The organism is Rhizobium sp. P1_B8, assembly GCF_056406515.1.
The window spans coordinates 158,021-178,542 of sequence record NZ_JBFTZZ010000003.1; the positions used below are offsets into that span (position 1 = coordinate 158,021).

At 61.1% G+C, this 20,522-nt stretch carries 16 protein-coding genes and 1 other annotated feature; of the genes, 9 read left to right on the plus strand and 7 right to left on the minus strand.

What is annotated here, in order from left to right; genetic code table 11:
• Positions 1 to 34 precede the first annotated feature (34 nt).
• The 5 genes from AC1D2N_RS06420 to AC1D2N_RS06440 all read right to left on the minus strand — a co-directional run bounded on the left by AC1D2N_RS06420 (position 35) and on the right by AC1D2N_RS06440 (position 3,891).
• The gene (locus tag AC1D2N_RS06420) at positions 35 to 1,501 is read right to left on the minus strand and encodes a SulP family inorganic anion transporter (RefSeq protein WP_130729113.1); all 1,467 of its coding nucleotides are present in this window, start codon (positions 1,499 to 1,501) and stop codon (positions 35 to 37) included.
• 70 nt (positions 1,502 to 1,571) lie between these two features.
• Positions 1,572 to 1,627 (minus strand) — a sequence feature (sul1 is cis-regulatory element that is thought to sense ions involved in sulfur or methionine metabolism; They are found in Alphaproteobacteria).
• 138 nt (positions 1,628 to 1,765) lie between these two features.
• Positions 1,766 to 2,017 carry a hypothetical protein gene (locus AC1D2N_RS06425; RefSeq protein WP_130729114.1) on the minus strand — a complete coding sequence of 84 codons (252 nt, stop codon included), beginning with the start codon at positions 2,015 to 2,017 and terminating at the stop codon, positions 1,766 to 1,768.
• Positions 2,018 to 2,096: 79 nt separating this feature from the next.
• Positions 2,097 to 2,474 (minus strand): response regulator, encoded by a 378-nt coding sequence (locus tag AC1D2N_RS06430; RefSeq protein WP_018074478.1) that lies wholly within the window; start codon positions 2,472 to 2,474, stop codon positions 2,097 to 2,099.
• A 132-nt stretch (positions 2,475 to 2,606) separates the two neighbouring features.
• Positions 2,607 to 2,972: a DUF4087 domain-containing protein gene (locus tag AC1D2N_RS06435; RefSeq protein ID WP_477980949.1), complete on the minus strand. Its 366-nt coding sequence runs from the start codon at positions 2,970 to 2,972 to the stop codon at positions 2,607 to 2,609.
• A 130-nt stretch (positions 2,973 to 3,102) separates the two neighbouring features.
• Complete coding sequence (locus AC1D2N_RS06440; protein ID WP_130729116.1) at positions 3,103 to 3,891, minus strand: DUF899 domain-containing protein; 789 nt, start codon at positions 3,889 to 3,891, stop codon at positions 3,103 to 3,105.
• Positions 3,892 to 4,097: 206 nt separating this feature from the next.
• Between AC1D2N_RS06440 and AC1D2N_RS06445 the strand changes: the two genes are divergently transcribed.
• Together AC1D2N_RS06445 and AC1D2N_RS06450 are read left to right on the plus strand one after the other, a co-directional pair.
• Entirely contained in the window at positions 4,098 to 4,742 is a 645-nt protein-coding gene (locus AC1D2N_RS06445; RefSeq protein WP_197729031.1) for an ankyrin repeat domain-containing protein, read from the plus strand.
• 95 nt (positions 4,743 to 4,837) lie between these two features.
• The gene (locus tag AC1D2N_RS06450; RefSeq protein ID WP_130729117.1) at positions 4,838 to 5,344 is read left to right on the plus strand and encodes a YHS domain-containing (seleno)protein; all 507 of its coding nucleotides are present in this window, start codon (positions 4,838 to 4,840) and stop codon (positions 5,342 to 5,344) included.
• Positions 5,345 to 5,363: 19 nt separating this feature from the next.
• On the opposite strand, the gene AC1D2N_RS06455 is transcribed toward AC1D2N_RS06450, so the two are convergent.
• Positions 5,364 to 7,580, minus strand: coding sequence for an adenylate/guanylate cyclase domain-containing protein (locus AC1D2N_RS06455; RefSeq protein ID WP_130729118.1), 2,217 nt, complete (start codon positions 7,578 to 7,580; stop codon positions 5,364 to 5,366).
• A 232-nt stretch (positions 7,581 to 7,812) separates the two neighbouring features.
• Here AC1D2N_RS06455 and AC1D2N_RS06460 point away from each other — a divergent pair, with 232 nt between their 5' ends.
• Both AC1D2N_RS06460 and AC1D2N_RS06465 read left to right on the plus strand, forming a co-directional pair.
• Positions 7,813 to 8,580 (plus strand): adenylate/guanylate cyclase domain-containing protein, encoded by a 768-nt coding sequence (locus tag AC1D2N_RS06460; protein ID WP_112903711.1) that lies wholly within the window; start codon positions 7,813 to 7,815, stop codon positions 8,578 to 8,580.
• Between the two features lie 188 nt (positions 8,581 to 8,768).
• Entirely contained in the window at positions 8,769 to 9,566 is a 798-nt protein-coding gene (locus AC1D2N_RS06465; RefSeq protein WP_130748857.1) for a class I SAM-dependent methyltransferase, read from the plus strand.
• A 126-nt stretch (positions 9,567 to 9,692) separates the two neighbouring features.
• Here the strand turns inward: AC1D2N_RS06465 and AC1D2N_RS06470 are convergent, their stop codons facing one another.
• Positions 9,693 to 9,917: a DUF982 domain-containing protein gene (locus AC1D2N_RS06470; protein WP_245472659.1), complete on the minus strand. Its 225-nt coding sequence runs from the start codon at positions 9,915 to 9,917 to the stop codon at positions 9,693 to 9,695.
• Between the two features lie 743 nt (positions 9,918 to 10,660).
• Here AC1D2N_RS06470 and AC1D2N_RS06475 point away from each other — a divergent pair.
• The 5 genes from AC1D2N_RS06475 (at position 10,661) to AC1D2N_RS06495 (ending at position 20,262) form a co-directional block, all read left to right on the plus strand.
• Positions 10,661 to 12,451, plus strand: coding sequence for a glycoside hydrolase family 15 protein (locus tag AC1D2N_RS06475; RefSeq protein WP_130729120.1), 1,791 nt, complete (start codon positions 10,661 to 10,663; stop codon positions 12,449 to 12,451).
• 263 nt (positions 12,452 to 12,714) lie between these two features.
• On the plus strand, positions 12,715 to 15,708 hold the full coding sequence (gene uvrB / locus AC1D2N_RS06480; RefSeq protein WP_130729121.1) for an excinuclease ABC subunit UvrB: 2,994 nt from the start codon (positions 12,715 to 12,717) through the stop codon (positions 15,706 to 15,708).
• Between the two features lie 303 nt (positions 15,709 to 16,011).
• Positions 16,012 to 16,398, plus strand: a complete 387-nt coding sequence (locus AC1D2N_RS06485) for a GNAT family N-acetyltransferase (RefSeq protein WP_130729122.1) — start codon at positions 16,012 to 16,014, stop codon at positions 16,396 to 16,398.
• A 378-nt stretch (positions 16,399 to 16,776) separates the two neighbouring features.
• Positions 16,777 to 19,566, plus strand: coding sequence for a cadherin domain-containing protein (locus AC1D2N_RS06490; RefSeq protein ID WP_130729123.1), 2,790 nt, complete (start codon positions 16,777 to 16,779; stop codon positions 19,564 to 19,566).
• Between the two features lie 228 nt (positions 19,567 to 19,794).
• Positions 19,795 to 20,262, plus strand: coding sequence for a DUF3828 domain-containing protein (locus AC1D2N_RS06495; RefSeq protein WP_047621068.1), 468 nt, complete (start codon positions 19,795 to 19,797; stop codon positions 20,260 to 20,262).
• Positions 20,263 to 20,522 lie beyond the last annotated feature (260 nt).

Consider the following 20,522-nt stretch of genomic DNA (forward strand, 5'->3'; position numbering starts at 1 on the left):
TCATGCTCTAGGAAATCCGCCCGCTCTCGCGCCGTCACACCTCTTTCAGCACCACCTTGCTGTCGAGGCTTCCGATCAAGGTCGCGCTCGCCTGGTTGAGGCCCACGACCTCCACGGCGATGCCGTGCACCCTGAACCGTTGAACGCCCTTGTCGAGTGCGGCAACGGCGGTGATGTCCCAGAAATGTGCCTCGGACACGTCGATCAGCACAGACTTGCCGATCGCGTCCTGAACGTCGAAGGCTTCGACGAAGACGTCGGCGGAGGCAAAGAACACTTGGCCGGACACGCGATAGGTCAACCGCCCGGCAGCTTGGTCGGGCGCCACGTCAACGCGCAGCAGGCCGGCAACCTTGAAGGTGAAGAACACGCCGCTGAGCAGCACGCCGACCGTCACCCCGAGCGCCAGATTGGCGGTGAAGACGGTGACGACAACGGTTGCCACCATGACGGCGCTCGACATCCTGGGATGAACCACAACGGATCTAAGCGACGACCAGTCGAACGTATCGATCGACACCATGACCATGATCGCCACCAGCGCGGCGACGGGAACCTCGGAGACCCACGGCTTCAGGAGCACCATCAGGATCAGCAGGAACGCGCCGGCAAACAGCGTCGAGAGCCGGCCGCGGCCGCCATATTTCACGTTGCTCACCGTCTGGCCGATCATGCCGCAGCCGGCGATGCCGCCGAACAGGCTCGCGGCCGCGTTGGCAAGGCCGAGACCAGTGCATTCACGGTTCTTCGAGCTCGGCGTATCCGTAAGATCGTCGACGACGCTCGCCGTCATCATCGATTCCAGCAACCCGACCATGGCGATGGCAAATGCAGGTCCGGCGATGATCCGAAGCGTTTCAACCGTCAGCGGCACCGCCGGCCAGCCGAAAACAGGCAGCGAATCCGGCAGCTTGCCGAGGTCGGCGACGGTGAGAACGGGAAGTCCGAGCGCCATCGAAGCGACGGTCAGGATCAGGATGCAGATCAGCGGCGACGGGATCGCGGTGGTGATCCGCGGCGTCAGGTAAATGATGACAAGCCCGGCAATCAGCACGGCATATTCCATCCAGCCGGCACCGACAATATGCGGCATCTGCGCGGCAAAGATCAGAATAGCCAGCGCATTGACGAAGCCGGTGCGGACGGATTTCGACACGAAACGCATCAGCACGCCAAGCCGCAGCAGGCCGAAAGTGATCTGCAGCAGCCCCGCCAGCAGCCCGGCCGCAAAGAGATAGGGTAAGCCGTGGGCATGCACCAGCGGTGCCGCGACCAGCGCCACCGATCCGGCGGCGGCCGAGATCATCGCCGGGCGTCCGCCGGTAAAGGCGATGACGATACCGATCACGAAAGAGGCGAACAGCCCGACCTCCGGGTCCACTCCTGCCACGAAGGAGAAGGCGATCACCTCGGGGATCAGGGCGAAGGTCGCCACCGCTCCGGCAAGCATTTCGCGCATGGGATTGGCGGACCAATCACGACGGATGGAGGAAAGCAGCATTGGACGGATTCTCGCAAAGCATGGCCGGCCCCACTCTGTCGAGCGGTCGCGTGATGGCATGCAGGTTTTGCGTTGTCTGGCGGATCGGCGGCCAGAAGAGCCACCCGGGGTCTCACCGGGTCCGTGGTGAATGCGTGTTGTATAGACGAGATATTTATCGCAGCGCAACATTCAATTGCGCTGAAATGTGAAACGCAGAAGTCGACGGGCAGCCTCAGACACCCGAAGCGCGCGCTGCCTGCGCCTCTCTGGATTGCGGAACCCTCACTGCCAGAGGAAGTCCGGCCCGGTGCTCTGCGACGTCAGCTTGAGTGTCCCGTCCGGCTGAACGACATAGGTCTCGAACACACGGTAACCGAAATCGCCAAGAAAGGTATTCTTGACAACCGTTCCTGGACGATAGGGCAAATGGAGGACCTTTCCGCCATAGGTGAGGCTGCCCGGAAGCGGCTGCGGATCCCCTGCGCTGGCGCAGGCCGAGAGGGCGAAAAGAACGCCAATGAGCGCGTATTTCATCCGGACTATCTCCTCGGGCAGGCAGTAGCGGCCTGAACGACGTCGATCTCCTTCTTATCACAACGCAGCTTGCTGCTGTTCACAAAGCAGCCTTGCTGCTGTCGAAGTTTTTGCGTCGCTCCTCCGCCCGCGAGAGTGCGCTGGCGATCCTCTCATCGGTGAAGGGCTTGGAGATCACATCAAGCGCGCCTTCGATACCGTGACCGACATTCTCGGGACTACCGGTCACGAAGATGACGTCAACCCGATGTCGGTCGATCAACCGGCGCGCGAGCTGAGCGCCGCTCAGCCCGTCGGAGAGACTGAGATCGACGAGCGCGACGTCACTTCTTTGAGCGTGGGCGAGAGCCTGCTCCACCGTCGAAACCGGGCCGATGGTCTGGTGTCCAGCCTCTTGCGCAATGCGTTCGAGTTCCAGAGCGATAAAATTCTCGTCTTCAACAATCATGACTTTCATGAATAAGCCTCCTCATAGACGGGCTGTTAGGCGCACTACCGGTAGCGGGTACAACGCAACCGTCCCCGGAATGTTTCCACTTTGAGAAGAAAAATTTGGCGATCGGCGGTCAGCGCCGCGTTACCGGTTCTGCTATTGGTCCTTGTGGAGGAACCAGCCGATAGCGCGGTCGCTCCGGCATCGGGAAAGCGGCAATTGCCGCACGGAATGAATCCGGGTGATCGCTCCTTCGTCATCCGTATCGACATTCATGCAGGCGCAGTCATAGCCGTGACCGGCATTCGTGTAGACATATTCGCCGTTCGTCAGGTCGGGAATCTCATCCATTCCCTCAGCCGTGGGACCGCCTGTATTGTCCATGATGCTCCAGCCGCCATCGGCATCGTTCAGCGCCCAGGTCCGCGTGGCGGGATTGTCCAGCCAGCCGCAGCGCTGCTCGGCTTGCGCTGCGGCGGGCGTCAGACTGATCATCAGAACAAGCACATGCAATCTTCTCATCGGCGCCTCCGCGTCGCCGGCCACTATGCATGGGCCGTGAGCGGCAAGGCAACGGCTGTATGGCGGGCGACGCGAAGATTCGACGGCGCGGCACGACGGATCGGAGCTCCCCGGCCGCAATCCGCCGCGCTCACGGTTTCTCGTTTGCGCTCTCGGCCCGAAACGCCGCCTCTCCTGCATCTGACACTTCGACCCATTTCTTATCGGGCTCGGCGTCCGGCATATAGCTGTCGTGCCAGTTCCACCACTTGTAGGTCGGGGTCTGCGGATAGCCCTCGGGCGAATCCTCCCATACTTCCTGGCGGCCGAGCGGCGTGATGTCGAGGTAGTTCCAGGTGCCACCCATCTGCTCGTCGCCGCGGTTGTTGATGAAATAGGTGCGGAAGATGCGCTCGCCGTCGCGGTAGAACACGTTGGTGCCGTGCCACTCGTCGACGCCGAAGTCCTTGTCGAAGCTGTCGGTGATCGTGACCCACGGCATCGTCCAGCCCATCCGCGCCTTCAGCCGTGCAATATCGGCCTGCGGCGCGCGCGAGGCGAAGACCAGCGTCGTGTCGCGGGCGTTGAGATGGGCGACATGGGCGACCTGATCGGCTACCATCGAGCAGCCGCGGCAGGCATGTTCGGGCCAGCCGAACACGCCGGGCTCGTAGAAGGCGCGATAGAGGATGAGCTGGTGTCTGTTGTCGAACAGGTCGAGCAGGCTGACCTTGCCCTGAGGTCCCTCAAACGCATAGGCCTTCTCGACAGCCATCCACGGCATGCGTCGGCGCTCGGCGGCCAGCGCGTCGCGGGCGCGGGTCTCAGCCTTTTCCTTCACGAGCAGCTGCTCGCGCGCCGCCTCCCAAGCCTGCCGCGACACGACCGGTGGTTTATGCATGGCTTGTCCGCCTTTTCCATTCTCGGCTGAAACAGTCATGGCTTTCAATCTCCTCATTAGGGCGATTTCCCGGCTTGGAAGCCGGTTCATCGCGCATTGGTATGAGATAGTTTCGCATCGGAAATCGAACAGGGAGAGTAACAAGTGTGACCGTATTCCCTGGAGCCCCGGTCGCAGCCGTGGCGCGTGCGTGGTGTTGGCCGAGAGCGCGTCCATTAGCGCAATCTTGTTTACGAATGGGCCGCGTGCTAGAACGCGACACGGCGCATACGAACCCTGATCAAACCGAGATCGTGCCCGTGAATGTTTTTATCGCGACTGTTGCTGCGCTTATCATTGGCGTTATGCCCTCATGGGCAGGTCCTTTGCACGACGCGGCCAAGGACGGCGATATCGCCCGCGTCACACAGTTGCTGGACAAAGGCTCCGATCTTTCGGAGCTCGATGAAGCGGGCGAGCCGGCGCTGATTATCGCGTCATTGGCGGGCCATGCCGATGTCGTCGCTCTTTTGCTGGATCGCGGCGCCGACATCGAAGTTCGCAACAAGGGTGGGCTGACGGCACTGCATGCGGCAGCCTATGGAGGAAATCTGGAGGTGGTGAAACTGCTTGTCGCAGAGGGAGCTGATGTCAACGACAGGAAGAATTTCTATCAGATGTCGCCGCTGCACGGTGCCGCCGAGGAAGGACGTACCGAGATAGTGGCTTTTCTCTTGACCAATAATGCGGATGTCGAAGTGACGGAAAGAAACGGGTACACGCCTCTCACTCAAGCCGGGTGGCGGGCGCATTGGGATACGGCCAAATTACTCATGGCAGCCGGTGCTGTTTGCCAGAAAGCCGAGCTAGTGGGCGAACCGCTCTACAAGGAATGCACCAAACGGCAATAGCATTTCGCTTGAGTAACAGACCGCGTCCGGGAACGGAGCTTGTTATGTCCTATCATGTGCAAAAATGCGGCCATGTGCAAAAATACGGAAAGCGGATGGGCGTGGCTGTTGGCGCTGCGGTGATGCTGCTTTCCTTCCTTCAGCCCCCCTTCACTCAGGTTATGGCGGCGGAAGATCTCGTCAATACCGGCTATTTCGGCGATGTCGCGATCAAGGGCTATGACCCGGTCGCCTATTTCACTGAAAACCAGGCCATCGAAGGATCCGAGACATATTCCTACCACTGGCTTGGCGCGACCTGGTATTTCGCCAGCGCTAGAAATCGCGATCTCTTCAAGGGCGATCCGTCCAGATATGCGCCGCAATATGGCGGCTATTGCGCCGACGGTGTGTCTTTCGGGACAGTGACCACCAATATCGATCCCAAGGCCTGGCGGATCATCGATGGCAAACTGTATCTGAGCTATGATCCCGGGGCTGCGGAAGGCATGGAGAAGAACCCGACCAAGGTGACCGACTCGAAGAAACATTGGTTCGAGGTTCAGCAGACACTGATTTCGGAGAAGATGCATACCGTCTGGCAGCAACCGGCTACGAAATGAAGCCGCCATGCCTGGCCCCTCAGGGTGCGGGTGAAAAGAACGTCAGGGCGCGCGGCGTCACATGTATGTACTGCCTGTCGCCCTGCTCGCCCGACGTGTTGCAGTAAACATATCCGCACACCATCCGGTCGAGGAAATAGCCGTCGAATTTTTCGCAGATTCTGTCGCCCCGCACCTCGACAATGCCGGTGATGTTGGTATTCGCGCTGCGATAGGCTGTATTTCCGGCCTTGTCGAAATACTGGATGAAATCTGTGCCGTTCTTGTGTTTGCCGGCCCAGCTCTTGCCGTCGACGAGATTGCGCAGCTCTGCCTCGCCGAGCCTGTCGGCTTGATTGCCTGTAAAACCGAAGGGCCATTCGGGAATGCCGGCCTTGCGCAATGCGGCCAGATGGCGCTTCAGATCGCCGTCCCGCCAGTAATCATAGAGATAACCGTAATAGGTGAGATTGCTTTCCGGGAAGAGTTCCAGCAGCTTTGCCGTCTCCGCCGCTGCCTTGGTTTCATTGCCTTGATCCGCATAGGCCGCCGCCAAATATTCGCGCGCCGGCTCAACCTTCGGCAGGCCGGCGAGTGTCGGCTCTATCAGCGAGATTGCCCGCCGATCGTCGCCCGCGGTATAAAAGACGATCCCTGCCAGCAGTTGAAAGCTCGACGCCGGCGAAGGGTCGAGCCGCAAAGCCTTTTCCATCTCAGCAACCGCCTGCCCGCTGCTTCCGGTGTGGACCAGGATGAGAGCGAGGTTGGCGGCAGCCTCCGCATCGTTCGGCTGCATCGCGACAGCCATTTTGGCGGAATTCGCTGCCTCCGTCTCGCGCCCGTCCACCCATTGCAGCAGGGCAAGCACGGTGTGCGCCCTGGCATTGTTGGGATCCAGCTTGAGAGCCTGTCCGGCGGCGTCATAGGCAATCTTGCGGGCGACGGCGGCCGACCAGAGGTAATTATAGTCGTTGCGCCAGACATCGACGGCCACGCGGGCGATTCCCGCATGGGCATTGGCAAAGCCCGGATCAAGGTCGATCGCCTTCTGGTAGAAGGAGAGGGTCCGGCGATAGGTATCGACATCCCTGAAGATGAAGCCCTCCTGCTCGGCCCGCATATAATAATCATAGGCTTCGAGATTTTCGGTCGGGATCCGGGCCAGTTGATCGCGCTCGCGGGCGCTGAGCTTGACCGACAGGGCCGAGATGATCTTGCCGATCACATCGTCCTGAACGGCGAAGAGGTCGGCATACTGGCGGTCGTAGCGCTCGGCCCAGAGCGACAGGCCGGTGACCGCGTCGATCAGTTTGACATTGATCCGCAGTCGTGGCCCGGCGCGCTGTAAGGTCCCTTCGAGCACGTACTGAACGCCGAGTTCGGCAGCCACATCCTGGATCTTGCCGACGGAGTCCTGGATCGCGAAGACCGAGTGGCGAGCGATGACGAAGAGACCCGACACTTTGGACAGCTCGGTGATCAGGTCGTCCGTCAGACCCTCTGCGAGATGGTCGTGCTCGGTGTCGCCGCTGACATTGATGAAAGGCAGAACCGCGACCGAGGGCCTATCCGGCAGCGGATAGGCGAAACGTTCGCCAGGCCCCGGCGGTTTTTCCGGCATCCATGGCTGCCACCAGAGTGCTGCGCCGGCAACAGCAAGGACGACGGCCGCTGCGATGCCTGCAAAGAGCCGGCGTCTCGGCAGGCGCCTCCGGTTTGTGAGGGTTTTGCCGGCGGCGGTCGGGTCAAGCAGGACGCGGTAGACCCGGATCGGTTCGGTGATGCTCTTCAACCGCTGCTCGCCGAGCGAAGCGAAACCGACCGGGATTTTCGATTTCACCTGGTCGTATGTCGTGCCTGATATCGCGATGCCGCCCGGTTCCGCCAGCGCCTGTATTCGATCGGCGATATTGACGCCGTCACCCTGGATATCTTCGCCCTCGACAATGATATCACCGAGATTGATGCCGATCCGGAACTCGAGCCTGTGCTCAGGCAGCGCCGCGGCATTCTGCGTGGTTTTCAGTTGCTGAACCTCCACTGCGCAGCGCAAGGCATCGACGACACTCTGGAATTCGACCAGCAGACCATCGCCCATAGTTTTCACCAGCCGGCCGTGATGACGCTCGATCGCCGGCTCGAAGACATCATTCTGGTCCGCCTGAAAACGCACACGGGTGCCCTCTTCGTCGATCTGGCTCAATCGACTGTAACCGACGACATCAGCGATCAGGATTGCTGCAAGACGGCGCTCCATCCCCGGTCTTTCCTGGAGAGCGAATGTATTGTTAACAATATCCTACAGGAGGTTCCATCGCGATGCTATCGTCGGGCCGAACGATATTCAATTTGGCGGTGATGTGTCTGATGAGGAAGCGCCGGACGAAATACTTCAAGCGATCGTTGTCTCCGATGATTGGGAGAGTTGCAAAAAGCAACCGAGTATTGGAAGCTTCTTTTTTTGGCTCTCAAGCGATGGATTTGGAGATATGACGGCAGCCTCTTCCACGGAGCCAACCAGGCATGGCAGCGCCAGGATCTGCCGCGGCTGCTGGGACCAGATGCATATGCCGATCCCGATCGGCGGCCCCCTCGCCTTGCCCTTCCGCGCCTTCGGCATCACCCGCAGCAAGATGAACCCCGATATCTGCACGATCTGCGAACGCTCCTTCCAATATGTCAAGAAGCAGCGCCAGATCACCGTCGACGCCACCATTCTCTTTGCCGATATCAGGGGCTTCACGGATCTGTCGGAACGCATCGAGGCGGTACAGCTGAGCGAGATCGTCAGCCTATTCCAGGATCGCTGCGCGCAGGCGATCTGGGCGCATGACGGCATCGTCAACAAGCAGATGGGCGACGGCCTGATGGCGATTTTCAATTTTCCGATCGTCAGAAAGGATCACGCCGGGGCCGCCGTCCTGGCCGCGCAGGAGATCCAGCAAAACTGCGCCGCCGCGCTGACCAGTCTGGCGCTCGAGGCATTGCCCGGCCGCACCCTCGGCGTCGGCGTAGGCATCCATTCCGGCGAGGTCCAGATCGGCGAATTCTCGAGCTTCCGCAGCGATTTCACCGCCATCGGCGGCGTCGTCAACCAGGCCGCAAGGCTGGAATCCCAGGCCGCAGCCGGCGAGATCCTGATCTCGGCCGAAACGGCGGCGAAGGCTCCCGATCTCGCCGCAGGCGCTGAAACGCGCATGCTTGCCCTGAAGGGCATCGAGCAGCCGGTGCAGGCACGGGTGCTGGCCAAGCGCTGAGCGATGCGCCACGTCCTTATTCGGAGCATCATCCCGCCCTCAAAGTGGCAGCCACATAGTCCCCAGTTCGGCAATTCGGCGATGGGCACGGCGGCATTGACTTGCCGATGCCAAGCGCGCGGAACAGCGCTATATCAGTGCAACGAGTTTATCGCGTCACGGGAAGTGATCGGGAGGTTCCGGAGCCCATGCCATCCACCTTCGTCGCCAAGGGTGCCGAGGCCTATGAAGCCAGCATGGGGCGCTGGAGCCTGCGGCTGGCTGCACCCTTCCTTGATTTCGCCGGCGTACCATCCGGCGGCCGTGTCCTCGACGCGGGCTGTGGCACCGGCAGCCTGACGCTTTCCCTCTCCGCTCACCCTGAACTGGAAGCCATCGAAGCCCTTGATTTCGAGGAGAATTTCGTGGCGGCCCTGCGTTCGCGCACGGATGATGCGAGGATAAGGGTGCAACAAGGCGATGTCTGCGCCCTACCCTTCGAAAGCCAGACCTTCGACGCTGCTTATTCCCTGCTGGTGCTGCACTTCGTCTCCGACGCACATAAGGCAGCGCGGGAAATGCGCCGCGTCCTGCGACCGGGTGCTGCTGCCGCCGCCGCAGTCTGGTCCTACGAAGGCATGCCGAGCTGGCGCCTGTTCTGGGATACGATCCTTGCGCTGGAGCCCGAGGCCGCCGGCAATGGGGTGCCCTCCGGCAGGCGGCCGCTGACGGCCGAAGGCGAATTACGCGAGCTCTTCGAGACTGCCGGCTTCCAGGATATTGCCGAAACCACGCTCACGATCATCATGGACTACGCCAATTTCGAAGATTTCTGGCTTCCGAAAGTCTACGGGCAAGGAACCTTCGCAGCCTTTTTTGACGGGTTGTCCGAGCCGAGGCGCGATCGCCTTCGGGATGCGCTGAGAGCAGCCTATCTCGCCGGCGAGTGTGAGGATGGTCCTCGGGGGTTTGAGAGCGTGGCCTTCGCAGTGCGGGGTACTGCTTAGCGTCATTGCGCTGATGGCGGATGCAGCCGCTGCATGGCTGCTTCCGCAATGCACTTCCAAAGGCAGACATCGCTTGGCAGTAAACCGGTGCCCGTCCCCGAACCGATGGACGACGCTTCCGACAGATCAGGAAACGGGTACCGCGGCTTCGGCCCCGTCTTCATCATCGTTGATCGACACGCCGGCTTCCAGCGCGGCAAGGATGAAGGCCTGCCGCACCGTCTCGGCCGGCATCCGCCCGGCAAGCCAGGCGCGGCAGAAATCAATCGCCCTCTGCTGATGAACGCCGCCATTGACCGGCCAGTCGGAGACGAGTGCATGCAGAGCATCCTGCGGTGAGCGAAGAACCAACCGTTCGCCGGTATCGAGGTCGATCGAGATGGGGTTTTCCCAGAAGGCAGAATGATCGCTAATGGCAGTAGCACCTGAAGCTGCAGTGACAGGAAACTAACTGCGGAAGGCCGATTCCGGTTCCGAGACGAGGGTCGGACGATTGCCGCGCGGCATTTCACGAATGCCGTCGACCTCGGCGAAGAAACTTCCCCTTCGCGCTGACTCTCTCCATATTCCCGCCATGGCCAGATCTCCGAAGAAATCCCCCGCCCCGAATGGCTTCGAGGAAGCCCCTCAATCGTCCTTCACCGGGACGCCCTTCGAGTGGAACGAGAAGGACAAGCGAGTCCCGGCAGACGAGTCCGCGCCGCTTTTCGGCTCGGTTTACCGGCTTCGTAAGCGACCGTAACCAATTCGTCCTCAGCCTGTGTCAGGTCAATCCGTCGGGTGGTCCGGAGCTTCGCCACCTTTGCGATTCCGGCAGTGACGCTAGTGGAGGTCCGCTCTTGACCACGACGGCGACCGGACGCGCGGCGGTCGTCGGAATTCACCTGGGCAATGGCGAACAAGGGAAACGCGCTCTCCGTGCAGATATCATCCGTCAGAGCGCGGCAGTCAAAGCTGCGGTCGGAGATCTTCCCACAATTGATATCCGGAGTTTCCATGATAGCCGCTACGCCTACCGCCCCGGTAGTTTCCGCGCTTGACCTCCGCGCACGGCCTCTACCTAAAAGCCCGACTGCTATGCAAAGGAGGCTCCGGTGTCGGTACCCATTGAGGACTACGCGCTCATCGGCGATTGCGAAACCGCCGCACTCGTCTCGAAGAACGGCTCGATCGACTGGCTCTGTTTTCCGCGCTTCGATTCCCCCGCCTGTTTTGCCGCCCTGCTCGGCGCCGAGGATAACGGCTTCTGGTCGCTGTCACCGTCAGGTGAAAATGTCCACGTCACGCGCCGCTACCGCAACGATACGCTCATTCTCGAAACCGAGTTTCAGACAGAGACCGGCACCGCCGTTCTCATCGACTTCATGCCGCTTCGCGATGGCACGAGCAATCTGATGCGCATCGTCGAGGGCAAGAGCGGCACTGTCGCCTTCGATATGGAGCTCAACCTTCGCTTCGATTACGGCCGAACCGTTCCCTGGGTCACGCATGGCGAGGATGGCGGCATCACCGCCATTGCCGGCCCGGACAGGCTAACCCTGAATTGCGCCGTCCCGCTCGAAGGCCGCGGCCTGAGCACGGTCGGCTCCTTCCAGGTTGCCGCTGGCGAGAGCCAGATCTTCACCCTGACCTGGTCCCCCTCGCATATGCCGCAGCCGGCTCAGCGGCAGGTGGAATATGCGCTGCCGGACACGGAGGAATTCTGGCAATCCTTTGCCGCGACCTGCCCGAAAGTAGGCCGGTGGACGGAACAGGTCAAACGCTCGCTCATCACGCTCAAGGCACTGACCTACATGCCGACCGGCGGCATCGTCGCCGCGGCGACAACCTCCCTGCCGGAAAAGATCGGCGGGCCGCGCAACTGGGACTACCGCTATTGCTGGCTGCGCGACGCGACGCTGACCCTGCTCGCCCTGATGAAACTCGGCTATTACGAGGAAGCCAGCGCCTGGCGCAAGTGGTTGCTGCGGGCGGTCGCCGGCGCCCCGGCGCAGATGCAGATCATGTATGGCGTCGCTGGCGAGCGCAATCTGCTGGAATGGCAGGTTCCCTGGCTGAGTGGCTACGAGGGCTCGACACCCGTACGCATCGGCAATGCCGCTGCCGAACAGGTGCAGCTCGATGTCTATGGCGAGGTGGCCGACGCCATACTGCAGGCCCGCAAGGGCGGGCTTCCGCCGCATCACCGCGAACGCGAACTGGCGGCGGCCATTCTGCCCTTTCTCGAAAAAATCTGGGTGGAGCCCGATGAAGGCATCTGGGAGGTGCGCGGCCAGCGCCAGCATTTCACCTATTCGAAGGTCATGGCCTGGGTGGCCTTCGACCGCGCCGTCCAGATTGCCGAGGCGGACGGCGAGCCCGAGGCCGCCGCACGTTGGCGCACGCTCGCAGATCACATCCATGCCGAGGTTTGCGAGAAGGCTTTCGATCCCGAACTCGGCTGTTTCGTGCAGGCCTACGGCTCCAAGGCGCTTGATGCCAGCCTGCTGCATCTCGGCATGGTCGGCTTCATCCCGCCTGATGATCCGCGCTATGTCGCGACAGTCGAGGCGATCGAGCGCAAGCTACTGCGCGATGGCCTGCTGCTGCGCTACGAGACGCAGGAGGTGGACGACGGCCTGCCGCCAGGCGAAGGCGCGTTCCTCGCTTGCAGCTTCTGGCTCGTCGACGCCCTCGGCATGATCGGCCGCCGCGACGATGCGCTGCGCCTGTTCGAGCGGCTGCTTTCTATCTGCAACGATGTCGGGCTTCTGGCGGAAGAATATGATCCCGCCGCCCGCCGCATGCTCGGCAACTTCCCGCAGGCCTTCAGCCATGTCGGGTTGATCAACAGTGCGTTGAACCTCGCGCGGCTGGAGGGGCCGGCGGACCAGCGTTCGGCTTGATGATATGCTCTGCTTGGTTAATGGGAGACCGGCGGAAGAACACTTGGCGTAGTGGTGAGGCAGCGGCGGCGACATCCCTCCACCCCCATTCCTGTACTTTGTCACAGGAATGGGGGAAGCTGCCGTCGCCGTCACTGCCCAAGGCAAGGTTAGCGCCCTTAAGAGACACCACCCCACTATTCAAAAATCCGAACGATTCATTCGTTTCCCTTTTGTACTCTTTCCCTCTTCACTTTCGCGCTGACTCTCTCCATATTCGCGCCATGGCCAAATCTCCGAAGAAATCCCCCGCCCCGAATGGCTTCGAGGAAGCCCCTCAATCGTCTTTTGAGGGAGCCCCCCTCTCAGGCTCGGTTGCCGATTGGGTGAAGCAGCTGGAGGCCGATGCCGAAACCTCGGGCGTCGAGACCCAGCGCCAGATTGCCTCCAAGGCCGGCAAACATCGCAAGAAGGTGGAAATCGCCGCCAGGACGAAAACCAGCGACGGCGGCGTCAGCGCGTCGAAATCGGCGCGCGGCACCTCCATGGGCGGCTCGACCGATCCGAAGACGCGCGCGGCCGCCGGCCTCAATCCCGTCTCCGGCATGGATACGACGCTGGAGGAGGCCTCGTCGCTGCAGGCCGGCACCGCCGTCACCGCCACGGTCGAGGCGCTGTCGGCGCTGATCGAGAGTGGCAATCCGCTGCACAAGAACGGCAAGATCTGGACCCCGCATCGCCCTGCCCGGCCCGACAAATCCGAAGGCGGCATCGCCATCCGCATGCAGTCGGATTATGAGCCGGCCGGCGACCAGCCGACCGCCATCCGCGACCTCGTCGAGGGGCTGGAGAATGGCGACCGCAGCCAGGTGCTGCTCGGTGTCACCGGCTCCGGCAAGACCTTCACCATGGCCAAGGTGATCGAGGCGACGCAGCGCCCGGCCGTCATCCTGGCGCCGAACAAGACGCTGGCCGCCCAGCTCTATTCCGAATTCAAGAACTTTTTCCCCGACAATGCAGTGGAATATTTCGTTTCCTACTACGATTATTACCAGCCGGAAGCCTATGTGCCGCGCTCCGACACCTATATCGAGAAGGAATCCTCGATCAACGAGCAGATCGACCGCATGCGCCACTCGGCGACGCGCTCTCTGCTCGAACGCGACGACTGCATCATCGTCGCCTCGGTCTCCTGCATCTATGGTATCGGCTCGGTCGAGACCTATACGGCAATGACCTTCCAGATGTCGGTCGGCGATCGGCTCGACCAGCGCCAGTTGCTGGCCGACCTCGTGGCCCAGCAATATAAGCGCCGCGACATGGATTTCACGCGCGGCTCCTTCCGGGTGCGCGGCGACACGATCGAGCTCTTCCCCGCCCACTTGGAGGATGCCGCGTGGCGCATCTCGATGTTCGGCGACGAGATCGACGCCATCACCGAGTTCGACCCGCTCACCGGCCAGAAGGTCGGCGACCTGAAATCGGTGAAGATCTACGCCAATTCGCACTATGTCACCCCGCGCCCGACGCTGAACGGCGCCATCAAGTCGATCAAGGAGGAACTCAGGCTGCGCCTGGCCGAGCTGGAGAAGGCCGGCCGCCTGCTGGAGGCCCAGCGCCTGGAGCAGCGCACCCGCTACGATATCGAAATGCTCGAGGCGACCGGCTCCTGCCAGGGCATCGAGAACTATTCGCGTTACCTCACCGGCCGCGACCCCGGCGATCCGCCGCCGACGTTGTTCGAATATATCCCCGACAACGCCCTCGTCTTCATCGATGAAAGCCATGTCACCGTGCCGCAGATCGGCGGCATGTACCGGGGCGACTTCAGGCGCAAGGCGACGCTGGCCGAATACGGCTTCCGCCTGCCCTCCTGCATGGACAATCGGCCGCTGCGCTTCGAGGAATGGGACGCCATGCGCCCCGACACCATCGCTGTTTCGGCCACCCCCGGCGGCTGGGAGATGGAGCAGTCGGGCGGCGTCTTCGCCGAACAGGTGATCCGCCCGACCGGCCTGATCGACCCGCCAGTCGAGGTCCGCTCGGCCCGCACCCAGGTCGACGACGTGCTCGGCGAAATCCGCGAAACCGCGGCCAAGGGCTACCGCACCCTCTGCACCGTGCTGACCAAGCGCATGGCCGAGGACCTGACCGAATATCTGCATGAGCAGGGCGTGCGCGTACGCTACATGCACTCGGACATCGACACGCTTGAACGTATCGAGATCCTCCGCGATCTCCGCCTCGGCGCCTTCGACGTGCTGGTCGGGATCAACCTTCTGCGCGAAGGCCTCGACATTCCCGAATGCGGCTTCGTCGCCATCCTCGACGCCGACAAGGAAGGTTTCCTGCGCTCGGAGACCTCGCTGATCCAGACGATCGGCCGCGCCGCGCGCAACGTCGACGGCAAGGTCATCCTCTATGCCGACCAGGTCACCGGCTCGATGAAGCGGGCGATGGAGGAAACCGGCCGCCGCCGCGAAAAGCAGATGATCTATAACCAGGAACACGGCATTACCCCGGAATCGGTCAAGGCCAGGATCTCCGACATCCTCGACTCCGTCTACGAACGCGACCACGTCCGCGCCGATATATCAGGCGTTTCGGGCAAGGGCTTCGCCGATGGCGGCAACCTCGTCGGCAACAACCTGCAGACCCATCTCAACGCGCTCGAAAAGAGCATGCGCGACGCCGCCGCCGACCTCGACTTCGAAAAAGCTGCCCGCCTCCGCGACGAAATCAAACGCCTCAAGGCCGTGGAACTCGCCGCTATGGACGACCCGATGGCGCGCGAAGAAGCGAAGGCAATGGAAGGCGGCAAAAGGAACGGAAAAGCGGGCCGCGAGTCCCCTTCTCCCCAGCGGGGAGAAGGTGCTCGCGGGGCGGATGAGGGGGCCGCCCCCTCCTACTTCGCCAAACCCTCAATCGACGACATGGGCCCAGGCACCGACACCACCACCCCTCTCTTCCGCAAACCCGCCCTGGATGAGATGGGCCGCGACATCGCCGAACCTGCAAAGAAGACCCTCTTCCGCAAGAACGACCTCGACGAAATGACGGTCGGCCGAACGGAAAAACCGGTCATTGGGGCGCTGCCGGAAAAGCCGGAAGCCGCCAAGGGCACGAAGCGGTTTTCACCGCTGCTTGAAGGCCAGCCGGAGCGCGATGACGTGCGGCCGGTCGTGCGCGGGAAGACGGGCGTGGGCAGTTATGAGGACCAGGGCGAGCAGAAGCGCAAGGGGCGGACGAAGGGGAAGACCGGGCGGCCGGGACGGTGAGGCTGCCAAACGTCTGCCACTCAGTTGGTCGTCGATCAAATGGTTCATCGTATCGGCCGGTCAGCAGCGCATTGTAAGGAGCAGCTTCGTAGCGACAGATGAAGTTCGCCACCGGCCTATGACAAGACGGACATGGCCCTCCACGAGCTCCAGCCCAGCGCGGCATCGACTTTCTCTGCGACAGGATATTCGAGCGACGCGACGGCCGGCTCGTCACTGTGACGGAATGAGCTCGCGACGCCGACGTGGCCCGTTATCGGGAAGGCCTCCGCGCCATGCTCCGCTGAATGAAGGGAACCGCCAATGCCAGAACTCCGCATCGACCCCTTCCCCTCCGCTGGCGAATTCAACGCCCTCTGGTCCGCCGCCTGGGGCGCGCCCGCCCCGCGCGAATTCACCCCCATCCTGTCCCGCAGCCTCGCCCATATCGGCGCCTACCACGACAACCAGCTCGTCGGCTTCGTCAACGTCGCATGGGACGGCGGCATCCATGCCTTCATCCTCGACACCTCGGTTCACCCTGATATGCGAAGGCAGGGGATCGCGACGCGGCTGGTCAGGGAAGCGACGCGGATTGCGCGGGAGCGGGGCGCTGCGTGGCTGCATGTCGATTTCGAACCGCATCTGACCGGCTTCTACCGCGCCTGCGGATTCAGGCCAACGAAGGCAGGACTCATCAAGCTCGTGTAGTTCCCCGCGCGGGAAGCCTGCACAAGTCGAAGCCAACACCAACCTGCGATAGTGACGCGAATGGTCGCGCGGCGCAGCACTACCGACGAACCCGCTGAAAGCACAATTTTTGCGAGAGTATCCTGCCCGAAAATGAAAGATAATACTATTTACGAAACCAAAGTATGACGTTGAGTTCTCAAATTAAAATTCGTTTCCCCAGTATTTCATCCTTAGTTTTTCATTAAAAAAGCAATGAAAAGACACAATTTTGCATTGAAAACTTAATCGGGGATTGGCATAGATCCCCAGGGGTTGTCGTCCGCCGAGCAATAAAACAGTTGTTTCGGGGATGTCTCGTATTGCCGAGTACAACGCATCTTTTGGGGAAAGATATATATGGCCTTGAATATTCTGGACACGAACGGCGCCACAGTTACCAAGACCGGCGCTGAGTTCGAAGCTTACGACGTTATCCGCTACTCCGCCGCTAATCCTCTCTCCGCCGTCGCCCTCACCGTCTCAGATTCCAGCGTGGCAGACCTCGCCGACGAGTTGGGCTCGGTTTCCGCGAGCGTCAGGGGCTCGAGCGGCCCCAATACGATCACGACGGGCGCCGGCAACGACACCATAGTGAGTGGTGGTGGCGCAGACACGCTGAGCGGCGGCGCCGGTAACGACTTGCTCAATGGTGAAGCAGGCAATGACACGCTGAATGGCGGCGATGGCAATGACGAGATTTACGGCGGCGTCGGCAATGACGTCCTCAAGGGCGGCGCGGGTAATGACACGATTAGCGACGGAGATTATTTTTCCGATGTCGCTGAAACCTTCAATATCGATGCCGGCGATGGCAACGACAAAGTGATTTTGTTCACCGGCTCTTTCGCCAAGATATCGGGAACGATAGACGGCGGGGCCGGCACCGACACGCTGCAAGCCAATGATCTGACAGGCCTGACGATCAAGAACGTCGAGATTCTCCAGCCTGCGACATCCAGCGTGACCGCATCGACGGCACAATTCGAATCCTTCGATAAAATCATCGGTACCGGCTCCGATTCTTCCGTGCAGTTGGTCTTGACAGACGGCGTCCATGTCGATCTTTCCGACGAGTTGGCAGGCAAGCTAAACTACATCTTTGGCGGCCCTAACGTTTCCGGCATCGACGTCACGACCGGGAGCGCTCGCGACCTTCTCACCGGAACTGCCGGCAACGACATCTTCGACGCCGGCGACGGTAACGACTACATCAACGGCAATGGTGGAAATGACCGGTTGATCGGTGGCAAGGGCGACGACGTAATCGTCGATGGTGATGTTTCGAGTCTTTCATCAGAAGTCTTCAATATCGATGCCGGCGACGGAAACGATATCGTAACCCTCCAGACACAGTCTCAGGGCCTTTCCGGCACGATCGATGGCGGTACCGGCATTGATACACTGCGCGTATCCAGGCTAGCCGGGCTGACGATCAAGAATTTCGAAATTCTTGAAACGAATGAGTATGGCTTTACCGGTTCATCCGCGCAGTTAGAAAGCTTTGACAAAATCTCGGGAACGAAGGACGCTTTCGGCTCCTCCATCGCCATCTTGAGATTGACGGACAAGGCCCATGTCGATCTTTCCGACGAGCTTGGAAACAGTCGGGCTAGTATATTTGGCACGGTCTCCGGTATTGACGTCAAGACTGGCGCCGGTGACGACATATTTACGGGAACCGACGGCAACGATATTTTCGATGGTAGCGGCGGCAACGACACGATCAACGGCAATGCCGGCAACGACAAATTGACCGGCGGCGATGGCAACGATCAGATCTTCGGCGGCGTCGGAAATGACGTCATCAAAGGCGGAGCGGGCGACGATAAAATCACCGATGGCGATAATATGTCCACCGCCCCTGAGGCCTTCGATATTGATGCCGGCGATGGCAATGATGCCATCAACTTGCAGTCACACTCTTCCGCGCTTTCCGGAGTAATCGATGGCGGCGCCGGCACGGACACGCTACAGGTCATCAAACCTACTTTAGGCCCTGGGCAGGAATCCATCGGGCTTGCCGGTTTCACGATCAAGAGCGTCGAAATCCTCGAAACGGCAGGAGCCGAGGTTCTCGCTTCGGCCGCCCAATTCGAAAGCTTCGACAAGATCGTCAAATACGACAAGCCGGGCTACGAGAATGATGTCCTGGCGTTGACATTGACGGACAGCGCCCATGCCGACCTCTCCGACGAACTGGCAAACCGCCACGTCGACATCTTCGGCACCGCCTTCGGCATCGACGTCAAGACCGGCGGCGGCGACGACTACTTCTTCGGGACCGACGGCAACGACAGGTTCGAAGGCGGCGCCGGCAACGACGTGCTCCTTGGCGGTGCAGGCATCGATACGGCGGTCTTCTCCGGCAATTTCGCCAAATACTCCTTCGCGTTGAACAATGGCAGCCACATCCTGACGAGCGCCCTGGAGGGCAAGGATACGCTGACCGACGTTGAATTCGCCCGCTTTGCCGACGGCGTCTACGATTTCGCCAAGGAAAAATTCACGCCCGACGGTAGCAACAGCGCTCCCACCAATATCCAGCTTTCGAAAACCTCCCTGTTGGAAAGTACCCCGATCTGGACCACGGTCGGCCTGCTCAGCGCCAAGGACGCCGATGGCGACACGCTGACCTATTCGCTGCTCGACGGAGCCAACGACCACTTCCGGATCAATGGCAACCGCATCGTCACCTCGAAGGCTCTGGACTACGAGACCACCAAGTCGCACACGATCAAGGTCGCTGTTTCGGATGGCAAGGTCACGGTCGAAAAGGACATCACGATCAACGTGCTCGACGTCAACGAGGCCCCCGTCAACAAGGCGCCGACCAATCTCGCCTTCTCGCGCAACTCGATCTCCGAGAATGTCGCGATCGGCACCTCCGTCGGCCTGCTCACGGCAAAGGATCCGGAAGGCGACTCCGTGAAATGGCGTCTGACGGACGATGCCGACGGCATCTTCAAGCTGGTCGGCAACAAGATTCAGACAAAGGCGGCGATCGATTATGAAAGCACCCATAGCCTGACCTTCACCGCCGAAGCCTACGACGCGGCCGGAAACGTCACGAGCCACGATTTCACACTCGCCGTGAAGGACGTCTTCGAGGCGTCGGTTTCGAGCTTGTCGCATGAGGCGTTGATCTAACTGCGACTGGATTCCAGGCGACGCAGAAATGCGTCGCCAATGGCCTTCAGAACGGGGGACTTGCGGTCAGCAAGCCCCCGTGTCGATCAGGCGGAACAAGGTACCCCACCGAATCTCTTGTCCCCACTGGGTAGAAGAGGGAGTTCGGCTGACCGCCCGGTCCAAATTGCGGCTCCCCCTTCGCACCCGATTCGGCTATGATTTCCCGCTCATCCGAGGAGAGCCCGTATGCGCCTGCCCACAATCATCCTCGCCTTCGCCGTGGCGGTGCTTGCCGCCTTGCCCGCATCAGCGGCGGCCTACAAGACGCCGAAGGCGCTGCTCAAGGCGCTCTATAGCTACGACACCGACAACAGCGACGCCGAGGCGCCCTCGCCCTATTCCGCCTTCTTCTCTGACCACCTGAACGAACTCCTCCAGACCGATCTCGACAACACGGCGGAGGGCGATGTCGGCGCGATCGACTTCGATCCCGTCATCGCTGGCCAGGATGGCGCCGCGAGCGACGTCAGGATCGGCCAACCGATCCTGCTGGATGATAAGGCCGAGGTGGAGGTGCAGTTCGAAAACGGCGAGGAGGTGACGCTCTTCTACACCCTGGTGCGTGAACATGGCGGCTGGAAGGTCGACGACATCGCTAATCAGAAGGGTGATAATCCATGGAGCCTGAGCGCGTTGCTGGGTGACGCGCAGTAGGTGGTTGGGACAAGGCGAACGAGGCGGTGCCGACCTCTCTTCCGTCATTCCTGTGCCCGTCACAGGAATCCAGCCACGGCGCGTCGGCGCCGTGAATAGCTTTCTTGCAACGAGGTCACTCCCCGCGCCCAAGGCCTAGGGACCTGGATGCACTGTACAGCGATGGCCACTACGGATCCTACGCCGGTTCGCTGGCTCGACTCCGTTCAAGGTGAACATTGTATACGGCCGGATCAAACAGCCGTCACCCGTCGCAACCA

Coding starts and splice junctions, on each gene's coding strand:
- AC1D2N_RS06430 (WP_018074478.1), bottom strand. CDS start 2,474: ATGAAAGTCATGATTGTTGAAGACGAGAATTTTATCGCTCTGGAACTC.
- AC1D2N_RS06455 (WP_130729118.1), bottom strand. CDS start 7,580: ATGGAGCGCCGTCTTGCAGCAATCCTGATCGCTGATGTCGTCGGTTAC.
- AC1D2N_RS06450 (WP_130729117.1), top strand. CDS start 4,838: ATGGGCGTGGCTGTTGGCGCTGCGGTGATGCTGCTTTCCTTCCTTCAG.
- AC1D2N_RS06435 (WP_477980949.1), bottom strand. CDS start 2,972: ATGAGAAGATTGCATGTGCTTGTTCTGATGATCAGTCTGACGCCCGCC.
- AC1D2N_RS06485 (WP_130729122.1), top strand. CDS start 16,012: ATGCCAGAACTCCGCATCGACCCCTTCCCCTCCGCTGGCGAATTCAAC.
- AC1D2N_RS06495 (WP_047621068.1), top strand. CDS start 19,795: ATGCGCCTGCCCACAATCATCCTCGCCTTCGCCGTGGCGGTGCTTGCC.
- AC1D2N_RS06490 (WP_130729123.1), top strand. CDS start 16,777: ATGGCCTTGAATATTCTGGACACGAACGGCGCCACAGTTACCAAGACC.
- AC1D2N_RS06420 (WP_130729113.1), bottom strand. CDS start 1,501: ATGCTGCTTTCCTCCATCCGTCGTGATTGGTCCGCCAATCCCATGCGC.
- AC1D2N_RS06465 (WP_130748857.1), top strand. CDS start 8,769: ATGCCATCCACCTTCGTCGCCAAGGGTGCCGAGGCCTATGAAGCCAGC.
- AC1D2N_RS06425 (WP_130729114.1), bottom strand. CDS start 2,017: ATGAAATACGCGCTCATTGGCGTTCTTTTCGCCCTCTCGGCCTGCGCC.
- uvrB (WP_130729121.1), top strand. CDS start 12,715: ATGGCCAAATCTCCGAAGAAATCCCCCGCCCCGAATGGCTTCGAGGAA.
- AC1D2N_RS06460 (WP_112903711.1), top strand. CDS start 7,813: ATGACGGCAGCCTCTTCCACGGAGCCAACCAGGCATGGCAGCGCCAGG.
- AC1D2N_RS06440 (WP_130729116.1), bottom strand. CDS start 3,891: ATGACTGTTTCAGCCGAGAATGGAAAAGGCGGACAAGCCATGCATAAA.